Origin of the sequence: Paenibacillus sp. V4I9 (genome assembly GCF_030817295.1) — a bacterium.
In the GTDB taxonomy this organism is placed as follows: domain Bacteria; phylum Bacillota; class Bacilli; order Paenibacillales; family NBRC-103111; genus Paenibacillus_E.
The window spans coordinates 3275983-3297619 of the sequence record NZ_JAUSZE010000001.1; the positions used below are offsets into that span (position 1 = coordinate 3275983).

General features: G+C 37.6%; 25 protein-coding genes. 3 read left to right on the top strand and 22 right to left on the bottom strand.

Translation table 11 applies throughout. The annotated features are described in order from the left end of the window. Positions 1 to 173 precede the first annotated feature (173 nt). Entirely contained in the window at positions 174 to 920 is a 747-nt protein-coding gene (locus QFZ81_RS15235) for a hypothetical protein (RefSeq protein WP_307603379.1), read from the top strand. A gap of 124 nt (positions 921 to 1044) precedes the next feature. Then, complete coding sequence (locus QFZ81_RS15240; RefSeq protein ID WP_307603381.1) at positions 1045 to 1479, top strand: hypothetical protein; 435 nt, start codon at positions 1045 to 1047, stop codon at positions 1477 to 1479. Here QFZ81_RS15240 and QFZ81_RS15245 read toward each other — a convergent pair. The 20 genes from QFZ81_RS15245 to QFZ81_RS15340 form a co-directional block, all read right to left on the bottom strand. Continuing rightward, on the bottom strand, positions 1437 to 1556 hold the full coding sequence (locus QFZ81_RS15245; RefSeq protein WP_307603383.1) for an N-acetyltransferase: 120 nt from the start codon (positions 1554 to 1556) through the stop codon (positions 1437 to 1439). The two genes, QFZ81_RS15240 and QFZ81_RS15245, sit on opposite strands and share 43 nt — an antisense overlap. 984 nt (positions 1557 to 2540) lie before the next feature. Next, on the bottom strand, positions 2541 to 3044 hold the full coding sequence (locus QFZ81_RS15250; protein ID WP_307603385.1) for a DinB family protein: 504 nt from the start codon (positions 3042 to 3044) through the stop codon (positions 2541 to 2543). Positions 3045 to 3202: 158 nt separating this feature from the next. Next, positions 3203 to 4015 (bottom strand): class I SAM-dependent methyltransferase, encoded by an 813-nt coding sequence (locus tag QFZ81_RS15255; protein WP_307603387.1) that lies wholly within the window; start codon positions 4013 to 4015, stop codon positions 3203 to 3205. Positions 4016 to 4542: 527 nt separating this feature from the next. Continuing rightward, a complete protein-coding gene (locus QFZ81_RS15260; protein ID WP_307603389.1) occupies positions 4543 to 4896 on the bottom strand; it encodes a hypothetical protein in 354 nt (117 codons plus the stop codon). A 195-nt stretch (positions 4897 to 5091) separates the two neighbouring features. Further along, a complete protein-coding gene (locus QFZ81_RS15265) occupies positions 5092 to 5745 on the bottom strand; it encodes a hypothetical protein (RefSeq protein WP_307603391.1) in 654 nt (217 codons plus the stop codon). Between the two features lie 58 nt (positions 5746 to 5803). Then, a complete protein-coding gene (locus tag QFZ81_RS15270; RefSeq protein ID WP_307603393.1) occupies positions 5804 to 6481 on the bottom strand; it encodes a hypothetical protein in 678 nt (225 codons plus the stop codon). A 206-nt stretch (positions 6482 to 6687) separates the two neighbouring features. Continuing rightward, positions 6688 to 6939 carry a hypothetical protein gene (locus QFZ81_RS15275; RefSeq protein ID WP_307603395.1) on the bottom strand — a complete coding sequence of 84 codons (252 nt, stop codon included), beginning with the start codon at positions 6937 to 6939 and terminating at the stop codon, positions 6688 to 6690. Between the two features lie 130 nt (positions 6940 to 7069). Continuing rightward, positions 7070 to 7585, bottom strand: coding sequence for a hypothetical protein (locus QFZ81_RS15280; RefSeq protein WP_307603397.1), 516 nt, complete (start codon positions 7583 to 7585; stop codon positions 7070 to 7072). Positions 7586 to 7808: 223 nt separating this feature from the next. After that, positions 7809 to 8342, bottom strand: a complete 534-nt coding sequence (locus QFZ81_RS15285; RefSeq protein WP_307603400.1) for a histidine phosphatase family protein — start codon at positions 8340 to 8342, stop codon at positions 7809 to 7811. Positions 8343 to 8391: 49 nt separating this feature from the next. Next, positions 8392 to 8613, bottom strand: a complete 222-nt coding sequence (locus QFZ81_RS15290) for a hypothetical protein (RefSeq protein ID WP_307603402.1) — start codon at positions 8611 to 8613, stop codon at positions 8392 to 8394. A 4-nt stretch (positions 8614 to 8617) separates the two neighbouring features. Further along, positions 8618 to 9058, bottom strand: coding sequence for a carboxylesterase family protein (locus QFZ81_RS15295; RefSeq protein WP_307603403.1), 441 nt, complete (start codon positions 9056 to 9058; stop codon positions 8618 to 8620). Between the two features lie 163 nt (positions 9059 to 9221). Beyond that, positions 9222 to 9698, bottom strand: coding sequence for a glutamine amidotransferase-related protein (locus tag QFZ81_RS15300; RefSeq protein WP_307606907.1), 477 nt, complete (start codon positions 9696 to 9698; stop codon positions 9222 to 9224). Positions 9699 to 10254: 556 nt separating this feature from the next. After that, positions 10255 to 11676, bottom strand: a complete 1422-nt coding sequence (locus tag QFZ81_RS15305; protein WP_307603405.1) for an NAD-dependent malic enzyme — start codon at positions 11674 to 11676, stop codon at positions 10255 to 10257. 54 nt (positions 11677 to 11730) lie between these two features. After that, on the bottom strand, positions 11731 to 12864 hold the full coding sequence (locus QFZ81_RS15310; protein WP_307443070.1) for an MFS transporter: 1134 nt from the start codon (positions 12862 to 12864) through the stop codon (positions 11731 to 11733). Between the two features lie 17 nt (positions 12865 to 12881). Further along, entirely contained in the window at positions 12882 to 14039 is a 1158-nt protein-coding gene (locus QFZ81_RS15315; protein ID WP_307603407.1) for a 2-methylaconitate cis-trans isomerase PrpF family protein, read from the bottom strand. Between the two features lie 299 nt (positions 14040 to 14338). After that, the gene (locus QFZ81_RS15320) at positions 14339 to 15730 is read right to left on the bottom strand and encodes an MFS transporter (RefSeq protein ID WP_307606909.1); all 1392 of its coding nucleotides are present in this window, start codon (positions 15728 to 15730) and stop codon (positions 14339 to 14341) included. Between the two features lie 194 nt (positions 15731 to 15924). After that, the gene (locus QFZ81_RS15325) at positions 15925 to 16185 is read right to left on the bottom strand and encodes a hypothetical protein (protein WP_307603409.1); all 261 of its coding nucleotides are present in this window, start codon (positions 16183 to 16185) and stop codon (positions 15925 to 15927) included. 339 nt (positions 16186 to 16524) lie between these two features. Then, a complete protein-coding gene (locus tag QFZ81_RS15330; RefSeq protein WP_307603410.1) occupies positions 16525 to 17580 on the bottom strand; it encodes an ABC transporter substrate-binding protein in 1056 nt (351 codons plus the stop codon). 32 nt (positions 17581 to 17612) lie between these two features. Beyond that, complete coding sequence (locus QFZ81_RS15335) at positions 17613 to 18452, bottom strand: ABC transporter permease (protein WP_307443064.1); 840 nt, start codon at positions 18450 to 18452, stop codon at positions 17613 to 17615. Continuing rightward, positions 18449 to 19228, bottom strand: coding sequence for an ABC transporter ATP-binding protein (locus QFZ81_RS15340; RefSeq protein WP_307443061.1), 780 nt, complete (start codon positions 19226 to 19228; stop codon positions 18449 to 18451). The genes QFZ81_RS15335 and QFZ81_RS15340 overlap by 4 nt, the downstream gene beginning before the upstream one ends. 215 nt (positions 19229 to 19443) lie before the next feature. Between QFZ81_RS15340 and QFZ81_RS15345 the strand changes: the two genes are divergently transcribed. Further along, on the top strand, positions 19444 to 20307 hold the full coding sequence (locus QFZ81_RS15345) for a LysR family transcriptional regulator (RefSeq protein WP_307443060.1): 864 nt from the start codon (positions 19444 to 19446) through the stop codon (positions 20305 to 20307). Between the two features lie 621 nt (positions 20308 to 20928). Here the strand turns inward: QFZ81_RS15345 and QFZ81_RS15350 are convergent. After that, positions 20929 to 21075 (bottom strand): hypothetical protein, encoded by a 147-nt coding sequence (locus QFZ81_RS15350; protein WP_307443059.1) that lies wholly within the window; start codon positions 21073 to 21075, stop codon positions 20929 to 20931. A gap of 107 nt (positions 21076 to 21182) precedes the next feature. Beyond that, on the bottom strand, positions 21183 to 21494 hold the full coding sequence (locus QFZ81_RS15355; protein WP_307443058.1) for a hypothetical protein: 312 nt from the start codon (positions 21492 to 21494) through the stop codon (positions 21183 to 21185). Positions 21495 to 21637 lie beyond the last annotated feature (143 nt).

Consider the following 21637-nt stretch of genomic DNA (forward strand, 5'->3'; position numbering starts at 1 on the left):
TATTTTACCATAAATCGGAAACTAAATACTAAGCAATCCTGCCCGTTACTTGAATGAACAAAAAAAGGAGCTGCCAAGAGGCAAGCTCTTTCACTATCGTTTCCCGTAAGTTCAAGGGAATTTTTTACATAAATTTGCTTGTAAAGAAGCAACATATCCATGAGGTGTTGGATATGTCAAAAATAAGTATAACTCTCTTCATGTTATTTGCTTTCTCCGTTTCCTATACAACCTGTTATGCGCAAGAATTACCAAGTCCCCAAATAGGTAACTCCGATCAGCAAGTTGAAGAGTTAGAAAGACGTTTAGAACAGCTTGAGCCACCTAAACCAATTACAATTGTTGAACCACAAGAAGAAGCAGAAGCCAAAAAATACTATCCCACCGACACGATTCCTATTTCTGAAGTAATAGATAAAGGAACAAAAATTCCATTCAACATAATAATGAATGACCCTAACTATAAAAGACCTGTTTATGAAGAACATTGGCACAGTACATATTGGGGGGGCAGATGGAGTTACATCCCAATGCGAATACAATACGCACTCCATCGGTTATTTACCACTTACGACATTGGAATTTCAGGTGAGTTAAACTTCAAACAAAACGTAGGTATTAATTTTCCTATGTTTCAGAATGACACTGCTCTTGATTTATATATTGTTGTTTTTCAAACGACAGTCACCGATGTTTATACAAAAGGAAACCAAGTGGTTGTCGCTGGCACTCCCAATAGAAATGGTGTTCAAGTCTTGACCGTTAAAACAGGTGATATACATCCTACTGATTTAAGGAAATCGTTGCTTATTCAATTAGCAACTGCTTTAGGTCATGAACTTGATTATTCAATCATTGCTTACGAACCACCAGATTTTTGGTTAAAGCAAAAACTAAAAGCAAAAGAACGAAAAGGATAATAGGCGCTCCAACCAGTTACTTCAGCAGATCCATAATCCGAGATGTTGAAGTTGTATATTATAGATTAACCTAAGGAAAATGTTTGAGTGTTCTTTCATTAAATAAATGTAAAGGGTGAATGATATGAGAAGATTTTTCATAATGTTTCTTTTGACAATGATGATTTTATCTGGTTGCTCTGCTTCTAAAGATATTACTATGCCAATGATAAATGACATTGATTCTGTTCAGTATGTTATACCCCTTGAATCCATTCAAATTCTGCCACTCAATCCAGCTGAGAAAAGAGATAAAGAAATTATTGAAAAAATTCTAGTTTGGTTAAGCAAATCCAAGGTATTAGGATATAAGGAAAGTTTCCCTTCAAAATCAATACCACCAAATTATTTATCAATAAAATTAACCAACGGTAAATTTATCGAAATATCCCCAGCAATACATGGAAAAGAAATAGTTGAAGTTACAACAACTCCTGAAGTGTTTCAAGTGCTTGCTCCTGAACTCAATGATTGGATTCATATGGGTTGGAAGCAAGACCTCATATCCCAAAAACAATGAAAAAGCTGTAATCGGGTCGTTTTGTTCTCAATAGCTAAGTCAATGGCATGCTGCATAAGCTTCCGACCTACACCCATATTCCTATGTATAGGCGGCTTCTATGAGGCAACCCTCTCGGTATTGAACTATCGTTCCCAGTTAGCGTAATGAACTTATAATGTAGTAACAATCAAAACTTACAATTGAAACTCAATTAAATGCTCTTGGCACAAACCTAGCCTAACACTCAGAACATTGCATCCAGCCGCTCTACATACACGTTGAAGAAACTGCTTCTGCTTCATTTGTGTTTTTAACTCTGTGGAGCCTGTTCTAAACTGTCTTTGATGATGTGTAGCGCATAATCCCTTTGCTTTGATAGGCTTTTCACAATCTCCTGCCAAGCATAAATTATTGTCACTCGTAACTGTTTTGGTACGTGCCATATCAAATTACATCCATTCGTAAGTAGTTGCAGGAAATTATCTAACGCGCGTTTGATTTTACGTATATCTACTTGTTTACGTAAGTGATTGTTAAAGATAATTATTGTCTTTAGAAAATATAGTGTTAGACTGAACCCCATGATGCTACGGGATTTGTGAATTGAGTTATCATCAGATGTATAAAATTAAGTATTAGACTAACCCTGAAAATGAAACAACAACGGTCTAAGACTCGAAAATAAAGTCTTAGGCTGCCACTTTACTATTCAACTAAAGTTACCCGGTAGCCGTTTTTCAACTTAAATAAATCAAGTTCGATAACGCCATCTAATTCACGTAAACAATTGCCGAATCTATACCTTGCTATTGTGCCGATTACTTCTATTAGTTCAAACTCAAGACAAATAGCCATTTGCATACACCTCAATGTTAAAAACTTCAAGTTAATTATAACAACAATTATTAAGCTATGCTGCCCAATACTTTAACGAGGCTGCTGCTCCATGCCGGCAGCCTCTTTTTGGTTTCTTATTAAACAAACGTTCGTCGTTAGTTGAACAAACGCTTTTCAACCCTTTGCAATCTTTCTTCTGGAAAGAAGGGGCTATGAACATTTTGTGTTATATCAAATGCCGTTTATTGATGTACGTTATTTGTAACAATCCATTGGTTACGTTTAACACCGGAATTCCTCAATCTCTCTATAAGTTGTCCTGTATGATGCTGGACATGTCTTATCATATGTAGATACAATTCCAATCTATTAAACGGCAACCACTCAAACCCGGATTTCGCATTTAAATCATCTTGAGCTATTATATTTGGTGCCTCTCCCTTAATCTTTTCAATATATTCAATAAGGTCTTCCTTTGTATAGGTGTGTTCTATTCTCGGTGTATAATGTGGTGGCCATGGGACTGGTCCCATAAATTGATATTCATTTCTTGCTTTTTCCCAAGGTTTAAACATATTTTCTGAAGTAGTTAGGTATAGATGTGTAAAGAATATGGTGTGATAAACAATGTGCCAATATTTGTTTTCGTACCCTTGGTGGTCCCACAAATCATCTGGACACGTATTGATTGCTTCCTCTAACATAGTTAAAGAAGCTAGTAATTGAGGGACAATTGCTTTCTTCATGGAGATTCCTCGCTTTCCGTTTTCCCATTTTTCATCCAATTATAACACTAAATCCTTCCTATTATATAAATATGATTGTCGGGGATCCACTATCCTGCCCGTTACTTCAATGACAAAGAGGAGCTGCCGCGAAGCAAGCTCCTCAAACTATTGTTCTCCTATAGTTTTCTTACCTTGATTACAAAAGTTACAGGAAGCATCTTCGCTTTTTTTGCAAAATTGTCGCTGTTAGCCGGCGATTGCATAATTTCATCATCAGATTCCTCAATCAATTGCTCAATAACAAATCCCGCTTTTGCCAACGCATTCACATAGGTTGATAGTTTACGGTCCGATAATGTTAGCGTACTTCCGCCAAGAGATAGCGAATACCAAGATTCATCGAAATAAGATTTTTTGAAAACAAGCATATTATCTTCTGCAGCAACACATTTGTGTATAGGGTGTGACCAGCTGAAAATAAATACGCCGTCTTTTTTTAGGTAAGAAGCAATCCGGCGAAAAGTACCTTCAAGGTCAGTTGTCCAGCCTATTGCATAAACCGAATAAACAAAGTCAAAATAATCCTCTGGTATACCACATTCTTCTTCCATGGGAGAACAGATTAATTTTGCTGAAAGACCAAACTCCGTCAAATGTTGCTTTGTCTTTTCGAGTTGGTTTTCTGAGATATCCATACCCCATAGTTCAGATGCTTTGCGTTCCCCCACATATTGCAAAGATTGACCGCTTCCACAGCCTATTTCCAGTATCTTTTTTCCTGAGACATCACCAAAAAGCTGGCATTTTTCTTCTGAGACAAATGCTCCATAAAGAGGAAGTGAGGTTGCTCCTAAAACATCATTTCCTTTTGTATCCCAAAATAAGCTGTTTGTTTCATGAATATCACTCGTATTCATGTCGTCGACCGAGATGACACCAACCTCACTACCGCCTATAATGCTTTTCCCATAAATAGAATTCTTGTCCATGCAATCACACTCCCCAAAAAAAGATTCACTAAATGTAACAAAATAATCCAACCCAAACTCTATATTGGGATATATATGCAAAATTATCATATCGCACGTATGTTCTTATGTAAATGCCCTCTATCATGAATTATTAAATTAAGCAAATCTGCCCGTTAGCTGAGCGCGCCCTTTTAATCTTGTCGGCAATCGGACAATGTTCTTGTCACAAATCGGCAATCGGATCAAGTTCTTGACATCGCCAATTGACAAGAACTTGAGCCGATTAATTAAAAAGCCCGCGATTTACGCGGACTTGATTCGGACTATGTTCTTGTCATCCGACAATTGTCTAATGACACAAATGTGCCTACATTAATGACACAAATGTGCCTACATTGAGAAAATGCTGCAGATGGCTGCAGATGCAAGTTTAAGTCCTGCAAGTCCTGCAAGTTAAGTCCACCCGCCCCCAAATAAAGGCGCGCCCTGGGGGGCCAAATCCAATAAATCAAATATACTTCCAAATAAATAAGTCTTTTTTTACTTCAAATTCCTTTTCCCAATTTGATCTGTCGAGGTGCAGGCTGTTGCATACCGTAGCGGATATCGAAGTTTCTCGTTTTCTCTTTCGTCGGGAAATAGAACGGCGAGATGGCATGGCCGATTTTGACTTCTGCCTCATCTCCTACGTATTCCAGCTCCGCGTAGACCTCCACTTTCTCGCCTTCGGTGTATACTGACTTCTCGGACACGAGGCGATAGACGAAATCCCCTTCAGTCACTTCCGTCTTATATCCAATCGCGGACTCTTTTACGTTTTGCTCGTCAAGCTTTGCATCTCCTGAACATCCTGACAACAAGACTGCAAAGGTGGAAATAATGACCAAAAACTTACCCAACCCTATTCACCCCATACAATCTTTACTTTCCTATCGTTAATTTAACATGTTAGAATACCAGGAATACAAACAATTTGTTCCATTCTCTTCCCGTTACTTGAATAAACAAAAAGAGGAGCTTGCCGCGAATCAAGCCCCTCAACTATAGTATCCGTTAGCGCAATCTCCTATGTATGGCTAGTTTCGTCCCACGATTTAAATGACCTTATAAATATTATTATTAATATCTTCGACGGGGTCACTATTTCGCACTAGCAAGTAAACCGCATCTGAATTAAATTGAAGTTCCCTCAATCTGCTCAACAATCTAACAATGAACTCATCTGTTTTCAGTTCCCAAATGTCCAGATGCAATAGTGAATTAATTAGTATTATTATGCTAGTTCCTTGATAGTCTTTCTGAGCTTTCCTATTTGCGTTCTCAATCACCTTTTCCATATAGTCATTAGCTTTTGTTTTAAGATCTCTCGTATCTCCGATCCTCATTTCACTGTAACCACGTTCGTTTATTTTTTTCGCATCCATATTTTCCTTATGGCCATCAATGTACTCAGTAATTTCAATTTTTTGAATGTGTCCGCTTGGTAACTTTAAAAGGCCGTCATATCTTTGATTACCAACAACTAATCTTATCTCAGAATCCGAAGAAACATATTTAGTTTGGCTAAAAAGATACAAAGGGTAAAACTCCTCAAGGAACTCCTTATATCTTCCCTTTTTAAGCCTTGCTAATTTGACATATTCCTTATTATCAATAATCTCAGTACGCTTCATTTCAAAATAAACTCTCATTTGAGCGGGATTACGATATATCTCCAAATCCTCAAAAAATTCATTTGAATTTTGCATCTTTCTTATGTCCTTTCTGGAAATTCTACATCTCGTTCAGGCTATCGTCTTCGTTAGTTTAATGTTTTTTTACATTTATCTTTAATCTAAGCTTGTAAAGAAACCAAGATGTAAAAAGTGACTCATTTGCCTTATGACATGAAACTTTATCTATAAAGTAAAAATCATGAGGTTCCACTGTAATTCTTGTAATTGGTGTAACTGGTGTTCTGCTAATCCATTCATCAAACGAAACAATTGAACTATTTGTATTTTCAAAAGATTCTTGGGGTAGAAAATATACAATACCGTTCGTCCAAGGGTTTTTATTCATTGTGTTCTGAGTCAATGAGAAGAAATAATATCTATTTTTGTTTTTGCGTATTTTGAAACAAGCGTTTCTAAAATTATCAACTAACTTTCGCCGATCAAATACAGCATAAAATAAAGACCAAGCTCCATCTTTTGTTGCAAACACCGCCTCAACGTATTGTCCATTATAAAGCGTCTGTCTTCTGGTTTCGAATTCTAGAATTCCCTCATTGTTTGATCCGTGCATTATTACTGGCTTGGATGAGGAAATGTATTGGATAAAACGATATTTTGGATAACTGCTTGAATATATAATTTCAGAATGTTCACTAATAGCATTCGAGTAGATTTTGTCGTATTCCACGACTTCATGAGGTGAAAACTTTAGTGAAGAAGACCGATAAAATAAAAGTCCCATAAGCATTGAAACGAATTTATTTATCATTTTTTCTCTCCTCAAGATTAATGAAAAAGGGTTCACTTCACTCTGTGTTATAGGTATTCAACGTCTTTAATAATTCCCCTTTATTCTTAGTATCCTGCCCATTCACAATAGGCCACCGAGTTTATCACCGGCAGCCTGTTTGATCTTTGTTATGAAGCTATCGTTTTTCGTTAGCGTAACGAATCATTGATTCATTCTTCGAAAGCCTACAGGTTCTTTCGCTTAACGTATCGCACGACCCAGAAAATTGCTGCATAAACCGTGAAAGTAGTCACCGCCAATATGGGATACACGTATGGATCAATATGTATCACGACGAAGTAAGAATCGTGATATTGAAAATCTTCTGGAGGCCCCTGCACGTTACCGAGATTAGTAATAGCTACAACCGCGAAAAACACGATCATCGGTACAGACAAGGATAAAAGTATCCCGGCAACCACGCTTTTCCTACTCATTCAAATCTTTTCCTTCCCTCTAAATACCTGCAGACTCTATTTGTGTGAATTGATCTATCGTTCTTCGTAAGTGAAGTATAACCCCTGAAAATATGCTGATGCAATTACTACTCAGCACTCCCAAGAAGAATTAATAATTAATAACTTTCCCTAATCCTTTTAATGCCTCAAATATTTTAGTATCGTCTCTAGGATCCTGATTTTTTCCATATTGTATTTTATACATATCGTTATCGCTTCCTTTATTCCACACAGAAGAGATAATTGGAATATCAGGATTAAATTGAGAAGATAAATAGGACCAAAAACTCCCTAGATATATTCTTTCATTACCAACAACTACAACAAAAGGTTTGCCACTTAAAGATACCTTCCCATCTAACTTTTCCTCTAAACTAATGCCTTCCTTCATTGTGAATTCATGTTCTGTCCAATCGTATGTTCTAATTTCCTTGTCGGTAAGCACAGGTATAGTTTCTAATGGAAGATCATCAAGCTTTTTACTCATGGCTTCAGTTGTAGATAATTCTTTAACCAAATAGATTGAGAATTCATTAATAGCGCTCTTATTGCCATTATTACAACCAACAATTAGAAATAGTAGAAGATTCAGAATTGCAAATAATTTTATTTTAGATAATATCATAAGACCCCCTCGGAACCCCTCTCTTTAATTTAGACACTCATGACAGTATAGACGTGAGATATTTATAAAGGTTTAATTTTATGGTATTTCATCCAATATTAACTTTTCTGTTGCTCAACTATACTGCCCGTTACTTTAATGAACGAAAGTGAAGGAGCTGCCGCGATGAAGCTCCTTCACTTTCGTTCTAAATGATGGATTATCACGTTTTCCTTGAAGTTTGTTATTGCATTTCATATTCTTTGAGTTCACAATTGCCTGTGTAATATAAGTAGTATTCATCGTTAGATAGCTCATTAAAATAGGTATTGATCACTCTACACACACTGCCATGAGTAACAAATAAAACGTTTTTTGTTGAATATTTTTCTCGAATATCTTCTAGTAAGCCATATACTCTATGTGCAACTTGGAATAATGATTCGCCTGTTATAAGTCTGCTTGGAAACTGTTTCCTGGCGTATTTAAAATCCACTGAGTCCCGAGATATTCCTTCAAAACCACCATAGTTTTGTTCAATAAGTCTGTTGTCGATAACAACCTTTTTATCAATACAATCTGCAAGGATTTTAGCGGTTCTTCTTGCTCTTTTTAATGGTGAAGATAGTATTAAATCAATGTCATAATGTTCAATTCTAGTTGAAAGTTCCTTTGCTTGTTCTATCCCTCGTTCAGTTAAGTCAATATCTGTTACTCCACAAACTCTGTTTTCAGCATTCCATTCAGTTTGACCATGTCTTGTAACATATAATTTCAAGTATTTATCTCTCCAAACAATACTATCTCGTTAGTAAAATCACCAAAGGTCATATTTTTCTTTTTTGATTCAACAACCAAGTATATAGTTCTGCATTATTGAATGTTTCGTGCATTACTCGGTGATCGTGCTTTAATCCAGCATAGTAAGTAAATTTTACATTCCCACCAATACTTATTAAAGCGTTAACCATATCCTTTGTTCCTGAAACAGGGACAATATCATCGTCTACACAATGAAAAGCCCATATAGGTATATCTTTTAGTAACATAGCCTTATCCGAATCGAACCACCCTGAAATTGGAACTATAAGCCGAAAATAGTTCCGGCGATCTTGAAGCGAAATCCCATGTACCGTTTCCACCCATACTAAATCCAGTAACATATATCCTGTCAGAATCAATTCGATAATTTGTTATTATTTCATTAACCAAGGCTGTGATCGAATGATATTCCAACGCCCAATTAGAATCGGATGGACATAGTGGAGTAGCTACAATAAAAGGAAAATCTTGTTTACTTTCTGCAATCCAAGTAAGCCCGTAACCTTCTAGCACACTAATATCCTCTCCGCGTTTTTTAACACCGTGAAGAAACAAAATTAATGGATACTTATTGTCTGTTTTTGATTCATAGTCATGAGGTAAAAATAATTGATATTTTACACTCATTTTCTGAGGTGATTCTTTGTGAAACTCATAATTATTAACTGCCATTTAATAGCCCACCTCTAATGATAAATTGGGAGAATTATACTTCTATCTCAGAAAGGAGTCAATAGAATTATGTAACAATACTGCACGTTAACGTAAAACGTAATGGAGGTTGCCGTTTGTGCCGGCAGCCTCGTTTAGTTCTGTATTGAGCTATAGTTATCCGTTAGCTTAATTCTCTGGCTGACATAAGACAGTTAGTAATAAAAGGGTCAACGATGCAGTGTGTTGAATTAGAAGTGGAACTTAATTGGGGAACAAATAACGTGCCTATGAAGAACTTATGCTCAGGTAGTTCAATAATTCTTGGGTTGCCAATGTAATCCGTTCCGACTATTCTTAATCCGGCTTCATGAATTTGTTTTTCATAATCCGAACTAAGTCCATAGTTACATCTGAACTGTTCAATTACATTTTCAACTTGATAAATATCAAAGATTCTCGAGGTTTTCTTTACTATGAATTCACCTTTTTGGCCGACTAATGAGCAAGCCAGTTTACTAATAACTATTTGATTTGCGTGTGGATCGCGTTCTTCGTGCCCAGCATTATCCAGCATCATTTTGTTTCTTGCATATTCCATAATGATGTATTGAAATCCACCGCATATCCCTAACAAAGGTATATTGTTTTCGCATATAATACGGAGCTCGCAATCCCGCGTGGCTCCGTTGTTTTTGTTTCAAATTAATTGGAATTTGCATTTTGGCGTATTCCGATTACGCTTCTGTTTCAAAATTATTTGCAACAGAAAATACTGCTTTTATGCAGTATATGCATAAATATTCACGCACTTTTTCGACAAAAGTTATAGTGTATCGTTTGTTATTCAAAACATCTTGACACAGTGAACAACAAACGACTTATATTACTACTCACGAAGTCAAAAAGCCTACAAAAAAGCCTGTTGAGGCTTCAACAGACCATTTACATATTCATGTATATCCATTTTTTCTAAAAGAAAAAAGTAAATGAGCTTTGAGTCTAGTTACTAATAATTACTTATTATCAATAAACTTTTGTTTCTTTCAGCTTCATGCAATTCACCGGTCTCCTGTAGTACATAAGCCGGAAAAGAAGGATACCCAAATTCCAATACATCTGCGCAGCAATCACATATTTTTTCTGAGATTTGCTTTTCCGCAAGATTGCAAAGGAGACATAATAAATTCTGATTCAAATGAATTCACATCCTTCAGTTATGCTTTTCCATACTCTCTCGGAATTCTATGGGCAACTCCGGTCTGAATAGCTGCTTTAATTACGCTGTCCCTTATGAGTTTTACTACATCCTGGTTAAACACACTTGGAATAATATATAGCTTATTAAGAGCTTTATTGGGAATTACTGATGCTATAGCATGGGCGGCAGCAAGCTTCATTTCCTCGTTAATCGTTGTTGCCCGGCAATCAAGCGCCCCTCGAAATATACCAGGAAAACATAATACATTATTTATTTGATTTGGATAATCGGATCTACCGGTTGCAATTACTGCGGCAATATCCTCTATTTCTTCGGGAAGAATTTCCGGTGTAGGATTAGCCATACAAAAAACAATGGGTTGTGGCGCCATTTTCTGTACATCTTCTCTCTTTAAAACTCCGCCGCGAGATAACCCTATAAATACATCAGCGCCTTCAATCACATCATGTAATGAACCCAAACTTAGATTGCGGTTTGTATGTTTGGCATACCACTCCCACATTGGATTTATAAATTTGCCGCCTTCAACAAGGGCGCCTTCCCGATCAACGCCTATTATTTCCTTTACGCCTGCTGCCAATAGTATTTTGGTGCAAGCTATTCCGGCAGCTCCAATACCGCAAACAACGACCTTCACATCACTTATTGATTTACCAACTATCTTAAGAGCATTGATGAGTCCTGCAAATAAAACAACTGCTGTTCCATGCTGATCGTCGTGAAAAACAGGAATATCGAGTTCGTTTCGAAGCCTCTCCTCAATTTCAAAGCATCTGGGCGAGGATATGTCCTCTAAGTTAATGCCGCCGAATGCAGGCGATATATGTTTAATAGTAGCTATGATTTCTTCAACATTCTGTGTATTTAAACAAATTGGAAAAGAATCCACATCGGCAAACTGCTTAAACAACATAGATTTCCCTTCCATAACAGGCATAGCCGAATATGGGCCAATGTTACCTAATCCCAGGACAGCACTTCCATCCGATACAACAGCAACAGTGTTTCTTTTTATAGTAAGGTTATAAGCATTTTCTTGCTTTTCATGAATAGCCATGCAAACCCGTGCAACGTCAGGCGTATACACACGCGATAAATCTTCCCGATTTTGAATAGGTACTTTCAATTTTGTTTCTATTTTCCCGCCCAAATGAAGAAGAAATGTCCTATCAGAAACATGAATTAGTCGGACGCCAACTAAATTTTTGATAGCAATAACAATTTGTTCGATATGCTTTTGATCTGAGACTGTAACTGTGATATCACGAATGGTTGAATCTTCTCCCATTTGGATAACATCAATAGCTATTACATCTCCACCATTTTCGTTTATTACTGTTATGACTTGTCCGAAATTAATTTGCTCTGTATAGAGTTCCAATCTTAAAATAATACTTTTACCGCCAAAGTTATTCATCCCAATTACCTACCCTCAAAAAATTAACTTTCAAATTCAGTCCGATAATTGCTCTCACTGTTCATCTGCGTTGGATCTGGTCAGATACGCTCCACCGATTAGCAGTGCACTGCTGACATAAAACACTGAGACAAGCCCAACCGACGAACCTACTAAACCGAAAAAGAGTGGGGCTATCAATTGTGATAGCCGGTTCGACGCTAATCGGAGCCCTAGAACTTCGCCTGTTCTCATTTTTGGAGAAGCATTGTAGGTCGTAGTCATCGAAAGCGGTTGACCGCACCCCAGACCCGCACCCATCAATGCGCTCAACACACAGAAAAAATAAAAATGACTTGTAAATGGGACCAGGAAAAATGAAATTCCTGCAGTAAAGATGGAGGCTAATAAGATTCGGTTCCGACCAAAGATGATAATAAGTTTAGGCAAGAAAAACCGGACTGCGACCATACTTATCCCCTGAATGGCTATAATCCATCCAATAACACTCGGTAAAATATTCTGTTGCTTAGCAAACAACGGAAAATATGCTACGAAAATATCTCGAGAATACAAAACAAGTGCACTTGAAACCAAAGCTTTCCTTAAAATTGGTATTTTCAATAAACTCATAGAACCGGAAAAGGCATGATCCGATTGTTCGTTCTTTCTAATAATGACAGGTATAAAGAATGAAATCGCAATCGGTATCAATCCAGTGAACATAGAAACGAGAAAAGCAAACGTATAAGAAAAATGTTCAACCAGATATCCTCCAACGACCGGACCTATGACGCTACCCAATGACATCGCCATGCTAAATATGCTGAAATATTGATCTCGATTCTTGGGGGTTGCAGCGTTGCCTAGCACGTTTTGGAGTGAAATATTTATAAAAAGCTGCGAAACGCCTATTATGGCTTGGGATGTGTATAGTGACCACATGGACGGATAACAAAAAGGGAAAGCCATCCCTACCGTCATACCGACTGTGCCCAGAATAATTGGTAACCGATCGCCTACATAATCGGAGATTTTACCTGCATAAATGGCGAAAAATAGCGGAAAGAATGCGTAAAAAGCTGTTACCATACCAATTTCAAATGTATTAGCGCCCAAATGGGAAGCAAATAAGGTGACAACAGGTCTGGTGATATTCAACATGACTTGAAATCCTATTGTGATGATGATGACAACTCTTAATACCATATCGTTCACCTTTACTTCTAAGCACCTAACACAGAGGCAGGTACATACGAGTATCCGTCCATTAGCCTTCTTGCGGTCCTACCACAAGCGGCGCGGACCACATTCCACACTAAGTCCTCGTACTCCACTTTGGTCTCGACGTACATTGTACCTGATGGGTGTCCTATCCTTACGCTGGATCTCGGGGGTGCAATCTCGAAAGGAAGAGTTCCCGGAATTTTACACGCAGTTGCTAATGCCATAGCTCCGCTCACTGCATGTGCTTTATGCAAAGCACCCATAGTCATATACCGAGAAATAATGTCGACTTCCCCCTGTTTAATTTCTCTATTCGTCAGGGTTACATAATCTGTAGCAGCAGTAACCATGATGATCTTCGGTAAGGCGTGAGTAGATGGTTTAACGACCTCTCCCGGTTTAATGAGCCCAGCGAGGATGCCGCCCTGCACTCTTATTTTTTCTAACGTATTCAGCAGTTCCGTGTTTTGATTAACCTCTTGCTGCAACTCCGTCCCCTTGGCTCCTACATCCTCAGCCCTGACAATGACAATCGTATTGGCGCAATCAACAATACTAACTTCAAATCTCCTGCCGTCGTCAATTTGAACCGTATCCTTAACATTGCCTGTTGGTAAAGTATTTCCTGTAAAGGTACCTCCCGAATTCAAAAAGTTCAGCATGATCTTCGAGGATACGCCAGGTACACCATCAATGGAGAAATCCCCATCATAGATGATTTGTCCATTAGCTACTGGTATTTCGGCTACAATGATTTTATCGATATTCGTATTATAAATATGGACCGCTGTAACAGGTTCCGTTAATGGGACAAATCCTTCTTCAGCAGCATAAAGTCCAACTGCCGTAACTAAATTTCCACAGGTCACTCTATAATCGATGACATGGTTTTCGACACTGACTTGACCAAAGGTATAATCGATATGTGCTCCGGGCCGCGAAGGCGGACCTACGATCGCTAGCTTACTCGTCAAACTTGTTCCCCCGCCCAACCCATCGATTTGACTGCTGTCCGGACTACCGAACATTCTCAAAATCAATTTATCCCTTTGGTCCGGATTGGAAGGGAGATCGTATTTTCGTAAGATCAGACCTTTGCTTGTACCTCCCCTCATGATGGTTGTCGGGATTTTTATCATTTGTCCGAAATCGTTCATCACGTACCACTCCTTAATAAAACATTTCTGTTTGATAATTCTTTTGACTTACAGAATTAAATGTATTAGAACAGTAGAAATAAATAAAATAATGTTTTTTTATAATATTCAATAAAAAATATTGATTTCTAAGTTTAAGGAAACATTACTTAATATGTGCTGCTCGGTATTCTCAAGTAATTTCATCTTAGAAACCCTGATGTGGAAATAAAAGTAATAACGAATTGGAGCTAGGCTGACCCAAAAAAAGACGATATAAAGCTCTACCTTGCTGCAGCGCTTTTATATCGTCTTTATAATTATTTCACAGTTACTGACGATTGTTGAACCTTTATCGGATCATCACTGTTGATCTCGTCCAGATTACGTTTATTGGTCTTAGGACCGAAACTAAGTGCCACGGCTGAACCGATCCAAGTGGCGGCGATTAAAGAAAAGACACTCATATTCCCTAAGTGAATGATAAAATAACTTATAACGATTGGTCCCAAAACATTTGAAACTCGGCCGATACCATAAGTAAAACCATATCCTGTAGCTCTTATCTCAGTAGGGTATAATTCGGAGGTATACGTGTATAAATTCGAAGAGAATACTCTCTCCACTAGATTAACTAAAAATCCAAATGATATTAGAAACACAGGGTTAAAAGTCATTCCGTATAAAAGGACGCAAATTGCAATTACTATGGACGATACAGCCAAATTCCACTTTCGTTCGAAACGGTCTGAAATAAAAGCGCCTACTAAAGCGCCTAACGGTGCACCAATCGTAATTAATGAACTGTAAACTAATGATTTGTTCAATTCGATACCGTGCTGTACGAGTAGTGTTGGGACCCAGGAGGAAAATCCGTAGAAACCGATAGTTTGGAAAATCCACGTTAAAGTCAGAATCGACGTTCTGCCAAGGTATTTCCCTTTAAACAATTCGATAAGAGAACCTGTTTTCAATTGTGCCTTTGGCTTAAGGATAACTTCAGTAATAGGAGGCAATTCCCCCTTTTCCAGGCGAACAGTATCCTCGATTCTCTGCATAATGGCTTCTGCTTTTGTAAAATCTCCGCGGGCAAAGTGCCACCGGGGTATTTCTACAAGCTTACGAAGAAAGAAAATTGAGAATAGCCCTAACGCACCCCACGCGAACACGTACCTCCATCCATCCGGTCCTAAAGTAACGAAATAACTCGAAGCCCAAGCAGTTAAAGGAATTCCGAGTAACCCCACCGCAATCGTTATGCCTTGGTATTTGCCGCGGGAAGCAGAAGGGAAAAATTCACTGATATACGTATTTGCGTTTACAAGAGCGGCTGAGGCTCCCATACCTGTTAAAAACCGCAAGACGCCTAGCGAAACCGGATCCCAAGCAAAAGCTGTTAGTAAAGAAAGAATAGAGAAAAAGACAGTGTTTGTAATAATGGCATTTCTTCTCCCAAATCTATCGGCTACCCATCCGCCGAATGCAGAACCAAGAAACATTCCCAAAAAAGAACAAGATGTAACAATGCCAATCGTGCTTACGGACATTCCCCAATGTTTTTTTAATGCAGGTGCAACGTAAGAAAATGTATTTAGGTCAGCAAACTCAAAGAAATAAACAATAGCCAGTGCCGCTATAACTTTTTTATGAATACTTGTAATCGGTAGATGATCTAGACGGCTTGAAATATTGTTTCCGCTTTCATTTTGGATGATATTCAATTTTCTTTCCTCCATCGTGTCATATAATTTGTAGTCTAAGCCTTCAGCATTCACCCCGGAGCAACAACTTAACTTTACCATCAGAATTGATATAAAAAAAATATGTATATTTTATCGAGTATAATAGAAATTTTTGATTTCTAAAATTCTAATTCTATGGAATCCAAAAAAGTTTGCAGATTAAATCACTTTAACTTAAAACGTTCTACTACATGATGCATATTCTCAGCCATTTTGGTTAAAACAATTGAAGTAGAATTCATTTCCTCCATTGAAGCAATCTGCTCCTGGGATGCAGCTGTCACGTGTTGGAAGGAGTCCATCGATCCTAATTTAATCTCGGTAAAGGCTTCTCGCGCTTCCTCAGTAACCAGGATCCCCTTTTCTACTTCTATACTTACTTTGTTTCTCATAACATCAGATACACTTCTGACTAAACCTGTCATTTTAAGGATAATCTCCTGAATTTGCCCGGAAGTACTTTGGGATTTACAATGCTAGCTTCCTTACTTCAATGGCAACCACTGCAAAACCTTTTCCTTGCACCTGCTCTTACCATTTGAATTGCCGCATTTAAAGATAAAAGATTCCAGCAACAGATACCGGCAATAAAGCCAGTGCCTGAAAATAGAAATTCTTTATGAGTTCAATTCTTATTTACAAAAGTTAAAAGACCGCCTACTACGCGGTCTTTTAAGGATGCCCGATAATCGGGATACGATCACCCGAACTCTGTTGAACTGTGATCGGTCATGGAAAAGCTAAGTTAGGTAGCCTTGGCTGTTTTATTTAACTGCATCAGCAAATTTATTAACTACAACTTTATCAAAGGGGATATCAATACCTTCAAATGTAACATTCATCTCATATCCTTTTTTTGTAATCGCAGTTTTTTTTGCAAAGGCACCATAGTTGTTTTCAAACGCAACATCAAATACTTTTGCATCAAGGTCGCTAAATGATTTCCTTAGAATTTCTTTAGCCCCCATTTTATCCTCAGCAATGTACTTCTCAGCCTTCCCAATCGCATTCGTTATTTTTTGTACCAATTCAGGATTCTTAGCAATAAAGTCTTGCTTAGCTAAGAGAACACTATGAGAAAATCCATCTAGTTCTTTAACTTCACCCTTCGACAAATTAATTAGCATCATCCCAATATCAGAAGAGGCAGCCGTATCAGATGTGGGAGATGAAAAACAAAACGCTTGAATTTGATTATTGGCAAATGCAGGAAAGAAAGCCTCTGCATTCCCGAGTGGAACCAGATTGACATCTTTATCCGGATTTATATTCTGGGATTTTAGTAAATAACGCACTAATTTGTCATTACCACTTCCTGGCGTATTAATTCCTATACTAAGCCCTTTCAGAGCCTTGATCTTCTGATCGATGGGTGAATTTTCATTAATACCCAATTTTGCAGCTACATCTTTGCGAATGACGATATTGGACGCGTATTGATTGATTAGGGAAGCGAATGCCTGGATATTTTGTCCTTTTCCGTTAACATCCATAACTACCGAGAGTCCAGTTGCACCAATCTGCGCTCCCCCGCCCGCTACCGCTGAAATGACCTTAGGGGACCCCCCTGCAATAGTAACCTCTACATCAAGTCCTTCTTCTTCGAAAAAGCCTTTTCCTTTAGCCACATAAATAGCTGAGAATAAAAAGCCAGCGGTGGATTGAACTAATGTCACTTTTTCTTTTTTTGTTGAAAGACTAGAAGAGGAAACTGGAGTATTGTTAGGTAACGAATTTGTTTTGGAAGGTGCATTTCCACAAGCTGATAGCAATAAGATGCCAGACATCAACATAAATGCAAACTTTTTCGTTATTTTCATTTCTAATCCCTGCTTTCTTTGAACTCAATTTTTTAATTCGGACTCGGGGTTTTCCAATGAAGAAAGCGCTTTTCAAATAAAGATAGAATATAATTTAAAAAGCTGGAAACTATGATAAGAGTGATCAAGGCTGCAAATGTGCCTGCCGTATTAAATTGTCCTGCCGAATACTGAATCAAGTAGCCTATCCCCCTATTGGAAGCCGTAATCTCTCCGACAATTGCACCAAGTAAAGCATAGGGCACAGATAATTTGAGTCCGACTATGATCCAGTTCAATGCGGAAGGAAATACGACTTTGGACAATATTTGTCTTTCTGTTGCTCCCATAATTCGGATGCTTTCTAACTGATCGTTATCTACATCCCTCACACCTGCGAATGTGTTAATGAATACTAAGAAGAATACCGTGACTGCTGACAACATAATTTTCATCTCTATCCCGATGCCAAACCAGAGAATAAATAAAGGGGCCAAGGCTACTTTAGGTAAACTATATAACGCCATAATGAATGGCTCGAAGATTTTGGCACCAAACGTCCATCGCCCCAGAAAAAAACCAACGATACCGCCGCTTAAAGCGCCGATGAAAAAACCTAGCAGGGTCTCCTCAGCAGTTATTCCCAAATGGAAAAATAACTCCCCATTGACAATCCATTTTTGCAGCGCTTTCATGATATCGAGTGGCGTACTAATCCAAAATTTATCAATGAATCTCCCAGATGCGTACTGCCAACTTCCCAAAAATATAATTAATAGTACCAGGCGGATTAATGATAACTTAAAAAATTCAACACGTTTGTTATGCTTTAATGATTTGCTAAGTGGAATTTCAACTCCAATTCGGCTATCTGACACTCTTCCAGCATTCATCTCAGCACCTCCATTTCAAATTCATCTTTCAATGCAGTCCAAAGCTTTGAATGCGCTTTCGTAAACTCGTCTGAAAAGCGTGTATTCACAACATCTCTGGGCCTGGATATGTTGATATTCTCAACAAATTTAATGGTTCCGGGACGTTTGCTAAATACCGCTACTCTATCACCCAAAGTCACCGCTTCATCGAGATCGTGTGTAACAAAGATGACTGTTTTTTGGGTTTCTTTCCAAATTTCCAACAATTTATCTTGCAAAATCAAGCGCATCTGAGCGTCCAATGCCCCAAATGGCTCATCCATCAATAGGGTCTCTGGATTGTATGCTAATAATTTCGCTAAACTTGCCCTCTTCCGCATTCCTCCTGAAAGTTCTTGGGGGTAATGCTTTTCAAATCCTTTCAAACCTACCATTTCGATATAATGGTCACATATTTTCTCTCGTTCTTTTTTACTTATGCCCTTTATTTCTAAACCGATCCCAATATTATTTTTAACGTTGCGCCAAGGAAGAAGATTATCTTTTTGAGTCATGTAGCCAACTTTTGTGTTGATTCTATCTACTTGCTTGCCACGATACGTGATCGTTCCGCCGTCGGCCTTCATAACTCCCGCACACATGTTTAAAACCGTTGACTTCCCACAACCGCTTGGACCGATTACGGTAAGAAATTCGCCTTCGTCAACTGTCAAATTAATGTTGCGTGATGCCCAAAACTGCTCTCCATTACGTTCGAACCGTTTGGATACATTAGAAAACTGTATTAAGGCCATTGCTCCCCCTACTTTCTTCTCGCTTGAATTAGGATTGCTATAATAAGATGATGCTTGCTAAAAGCCATTTGTGGCTCTGTAAAATAAAATTACCATGTTCCATGGAATAAAACAAAGTGTTTAAATTTATAATAATCGATAAAATTATTTGATTTCTAACTCTAGTTGTGCTTACAATTAAACTAACCTAATTTCATGAAATGAGTGATTTTATTATGGAAGAAAGAGACTGCATGTTATTACAAACACTTTTCGAACACCAAAATTTAACAAAAACTGCTGAGCTTTTATACGTATCTCAACCTTCTTTAAGTTACCGCATTCAACAATTAGAAAAGCAATTTGGGATCAAAATCATGCACCGGGGAAGAAGAGGTATAGAATTTACGCCTCAAGGTGAATATTTGGTAAGATATGCAAAGGATCTTCTACAGCAATTACAAAAAACAAAAGAGCATTTATTAAGTATGGATAATAAAATCTCTGGCACATTAAAAATCGGTACTGCAAGCAGTCTAGGACGTTACAAACTCCCAGGAATGTTAAAAAATTTCCATACTGAATACCCCGATGTTGAGTTTAAAGTAACTTCAAACCGCAGCTCAGAATTAATAAATTCGGTATATAAGCAGGATGTCCATATCGGATTTATTCGAGGAAATTATAATTGGCCTGAAGAAAAACATCTAATTATGACAGAGAATATTTGGATTGTATCGAACAGAGAGATCTCATTAAACGATCTGCCAAAATTACCGAGAATCAGTTATAAAACGGACTTGTCCTTAGAAAATGTATTTGATAATTGGTGGAAGGAGACGTATTCAGTACCACCGACAGTCACAATGGAAGTAGATCATATGGAAACATGCAAAGAGATGGTATCCAGCGGATTTGGTTACGCGATACTTCCCAACATCGTCTTAGGAGATAATGAACACTTGCATCGTATACAACTAAGGACTAATTACGGGGAGCCTATCTTGCGTAAATCATGGATGATTTATCGAAAGGAATCTTTGCAAATATCACTAATTAATGCTTTTGTAGATTTTATACAGAATATGAAACTGATGTAAGGGTAAATTCATAACAATCCCATCACCCACATATAAAATCAATAGAAAACAATGTTTCTTATTAATTTATATAAAAAATTATTATTTCTATTTATTGCGTCTAACTCAACCTGGAATTTGCTATACCCACCGTAAATGGAAAAACGAAACGCCACTTCTCATTTTCTATGAATGAGTGGCGTTTCATTTTCTATTATGACATTTCATCAATTACTCAAGCTCGATACTGATCATTTGATGCCCTTTAATTCTAACGGAAAGGTTTGTTAATAAAGCGGTATGTACTCCTCTACAACCTCTAGTCGCTTTGCACTTTTGACTGGTTTAAGGGTAGCACCATAGTTATGCCTGTTTCTCTCTTTAACATTTCTCTGGTGAAGTCCCAGATACTCAGCATAGAGTTAATCGATGTATATTCATGCATTTACTTGCATATCTTTATTTTTGAAACAAAAACTACAACAAATTATGAAACATTTACAGTTATTTATGAAGAATAACAACAAAAAAACTGTGAATGTCTCATAAATAAATGCAAATTGAATAATGCTAAGTACCCCATCAACGGAATCTGGGAACTCGAGGCCTATCCAAAAACCATGATAGGTTTCATTGATGGTATTAAAGTTGTTTAATTTTGGTAGCTGTAGGAATCCACTCATATTCGATAAAAATTCCTAATTTCCTAGATGAATGTATAAGTGCATCGTTAGTAGCAATCTGTGATGGATATTCTGGACGAAAGTCACCAACAATCCCAATTTTCATTTTGTAAGCCCCCTTCAAATTCAACTAGGAATTTATACCATATGTTAGCAAATGTTTCAATGAGATTATTGAGATCGCCTGGAGCAGCGTCTAAGCTAGCCCCTTAACTATAGTTTCTCGTGAGTTAAATACTTAATTTCATTCTTTAGTGAATGAACTATTTTAATAAGGCTTTTCTTATTATATTTATCACATAGTAAGGCTACAGATCTGTCCATCTCCCAATCATCGAGTAATAATTTCTCCTCGAGTATTTGTATTTCATTTTTTAGTTCTAACTTTGTAGATTGAGCCTCAGTCTTATTGTACAACTTTATATTTTCAGTAAACGGCATTTGCATCATATCGCGGTATTCATTCAAAAAGTAAATAATATTAGGAAATTCCATAAGATCACCAACCTTTATATCTTTATCCATATTTTAGAATAAACCCTTGAATTAAACTGCCCTTAGTTGAGAAAAGGCAGCCGATCCTGAACTGCACCTCCAATAGTTAGATGGTGTCTAACTATTGGGGTACACTTCACTTCTAGACGGCTGCTTTCATGTCTTTATGAGCT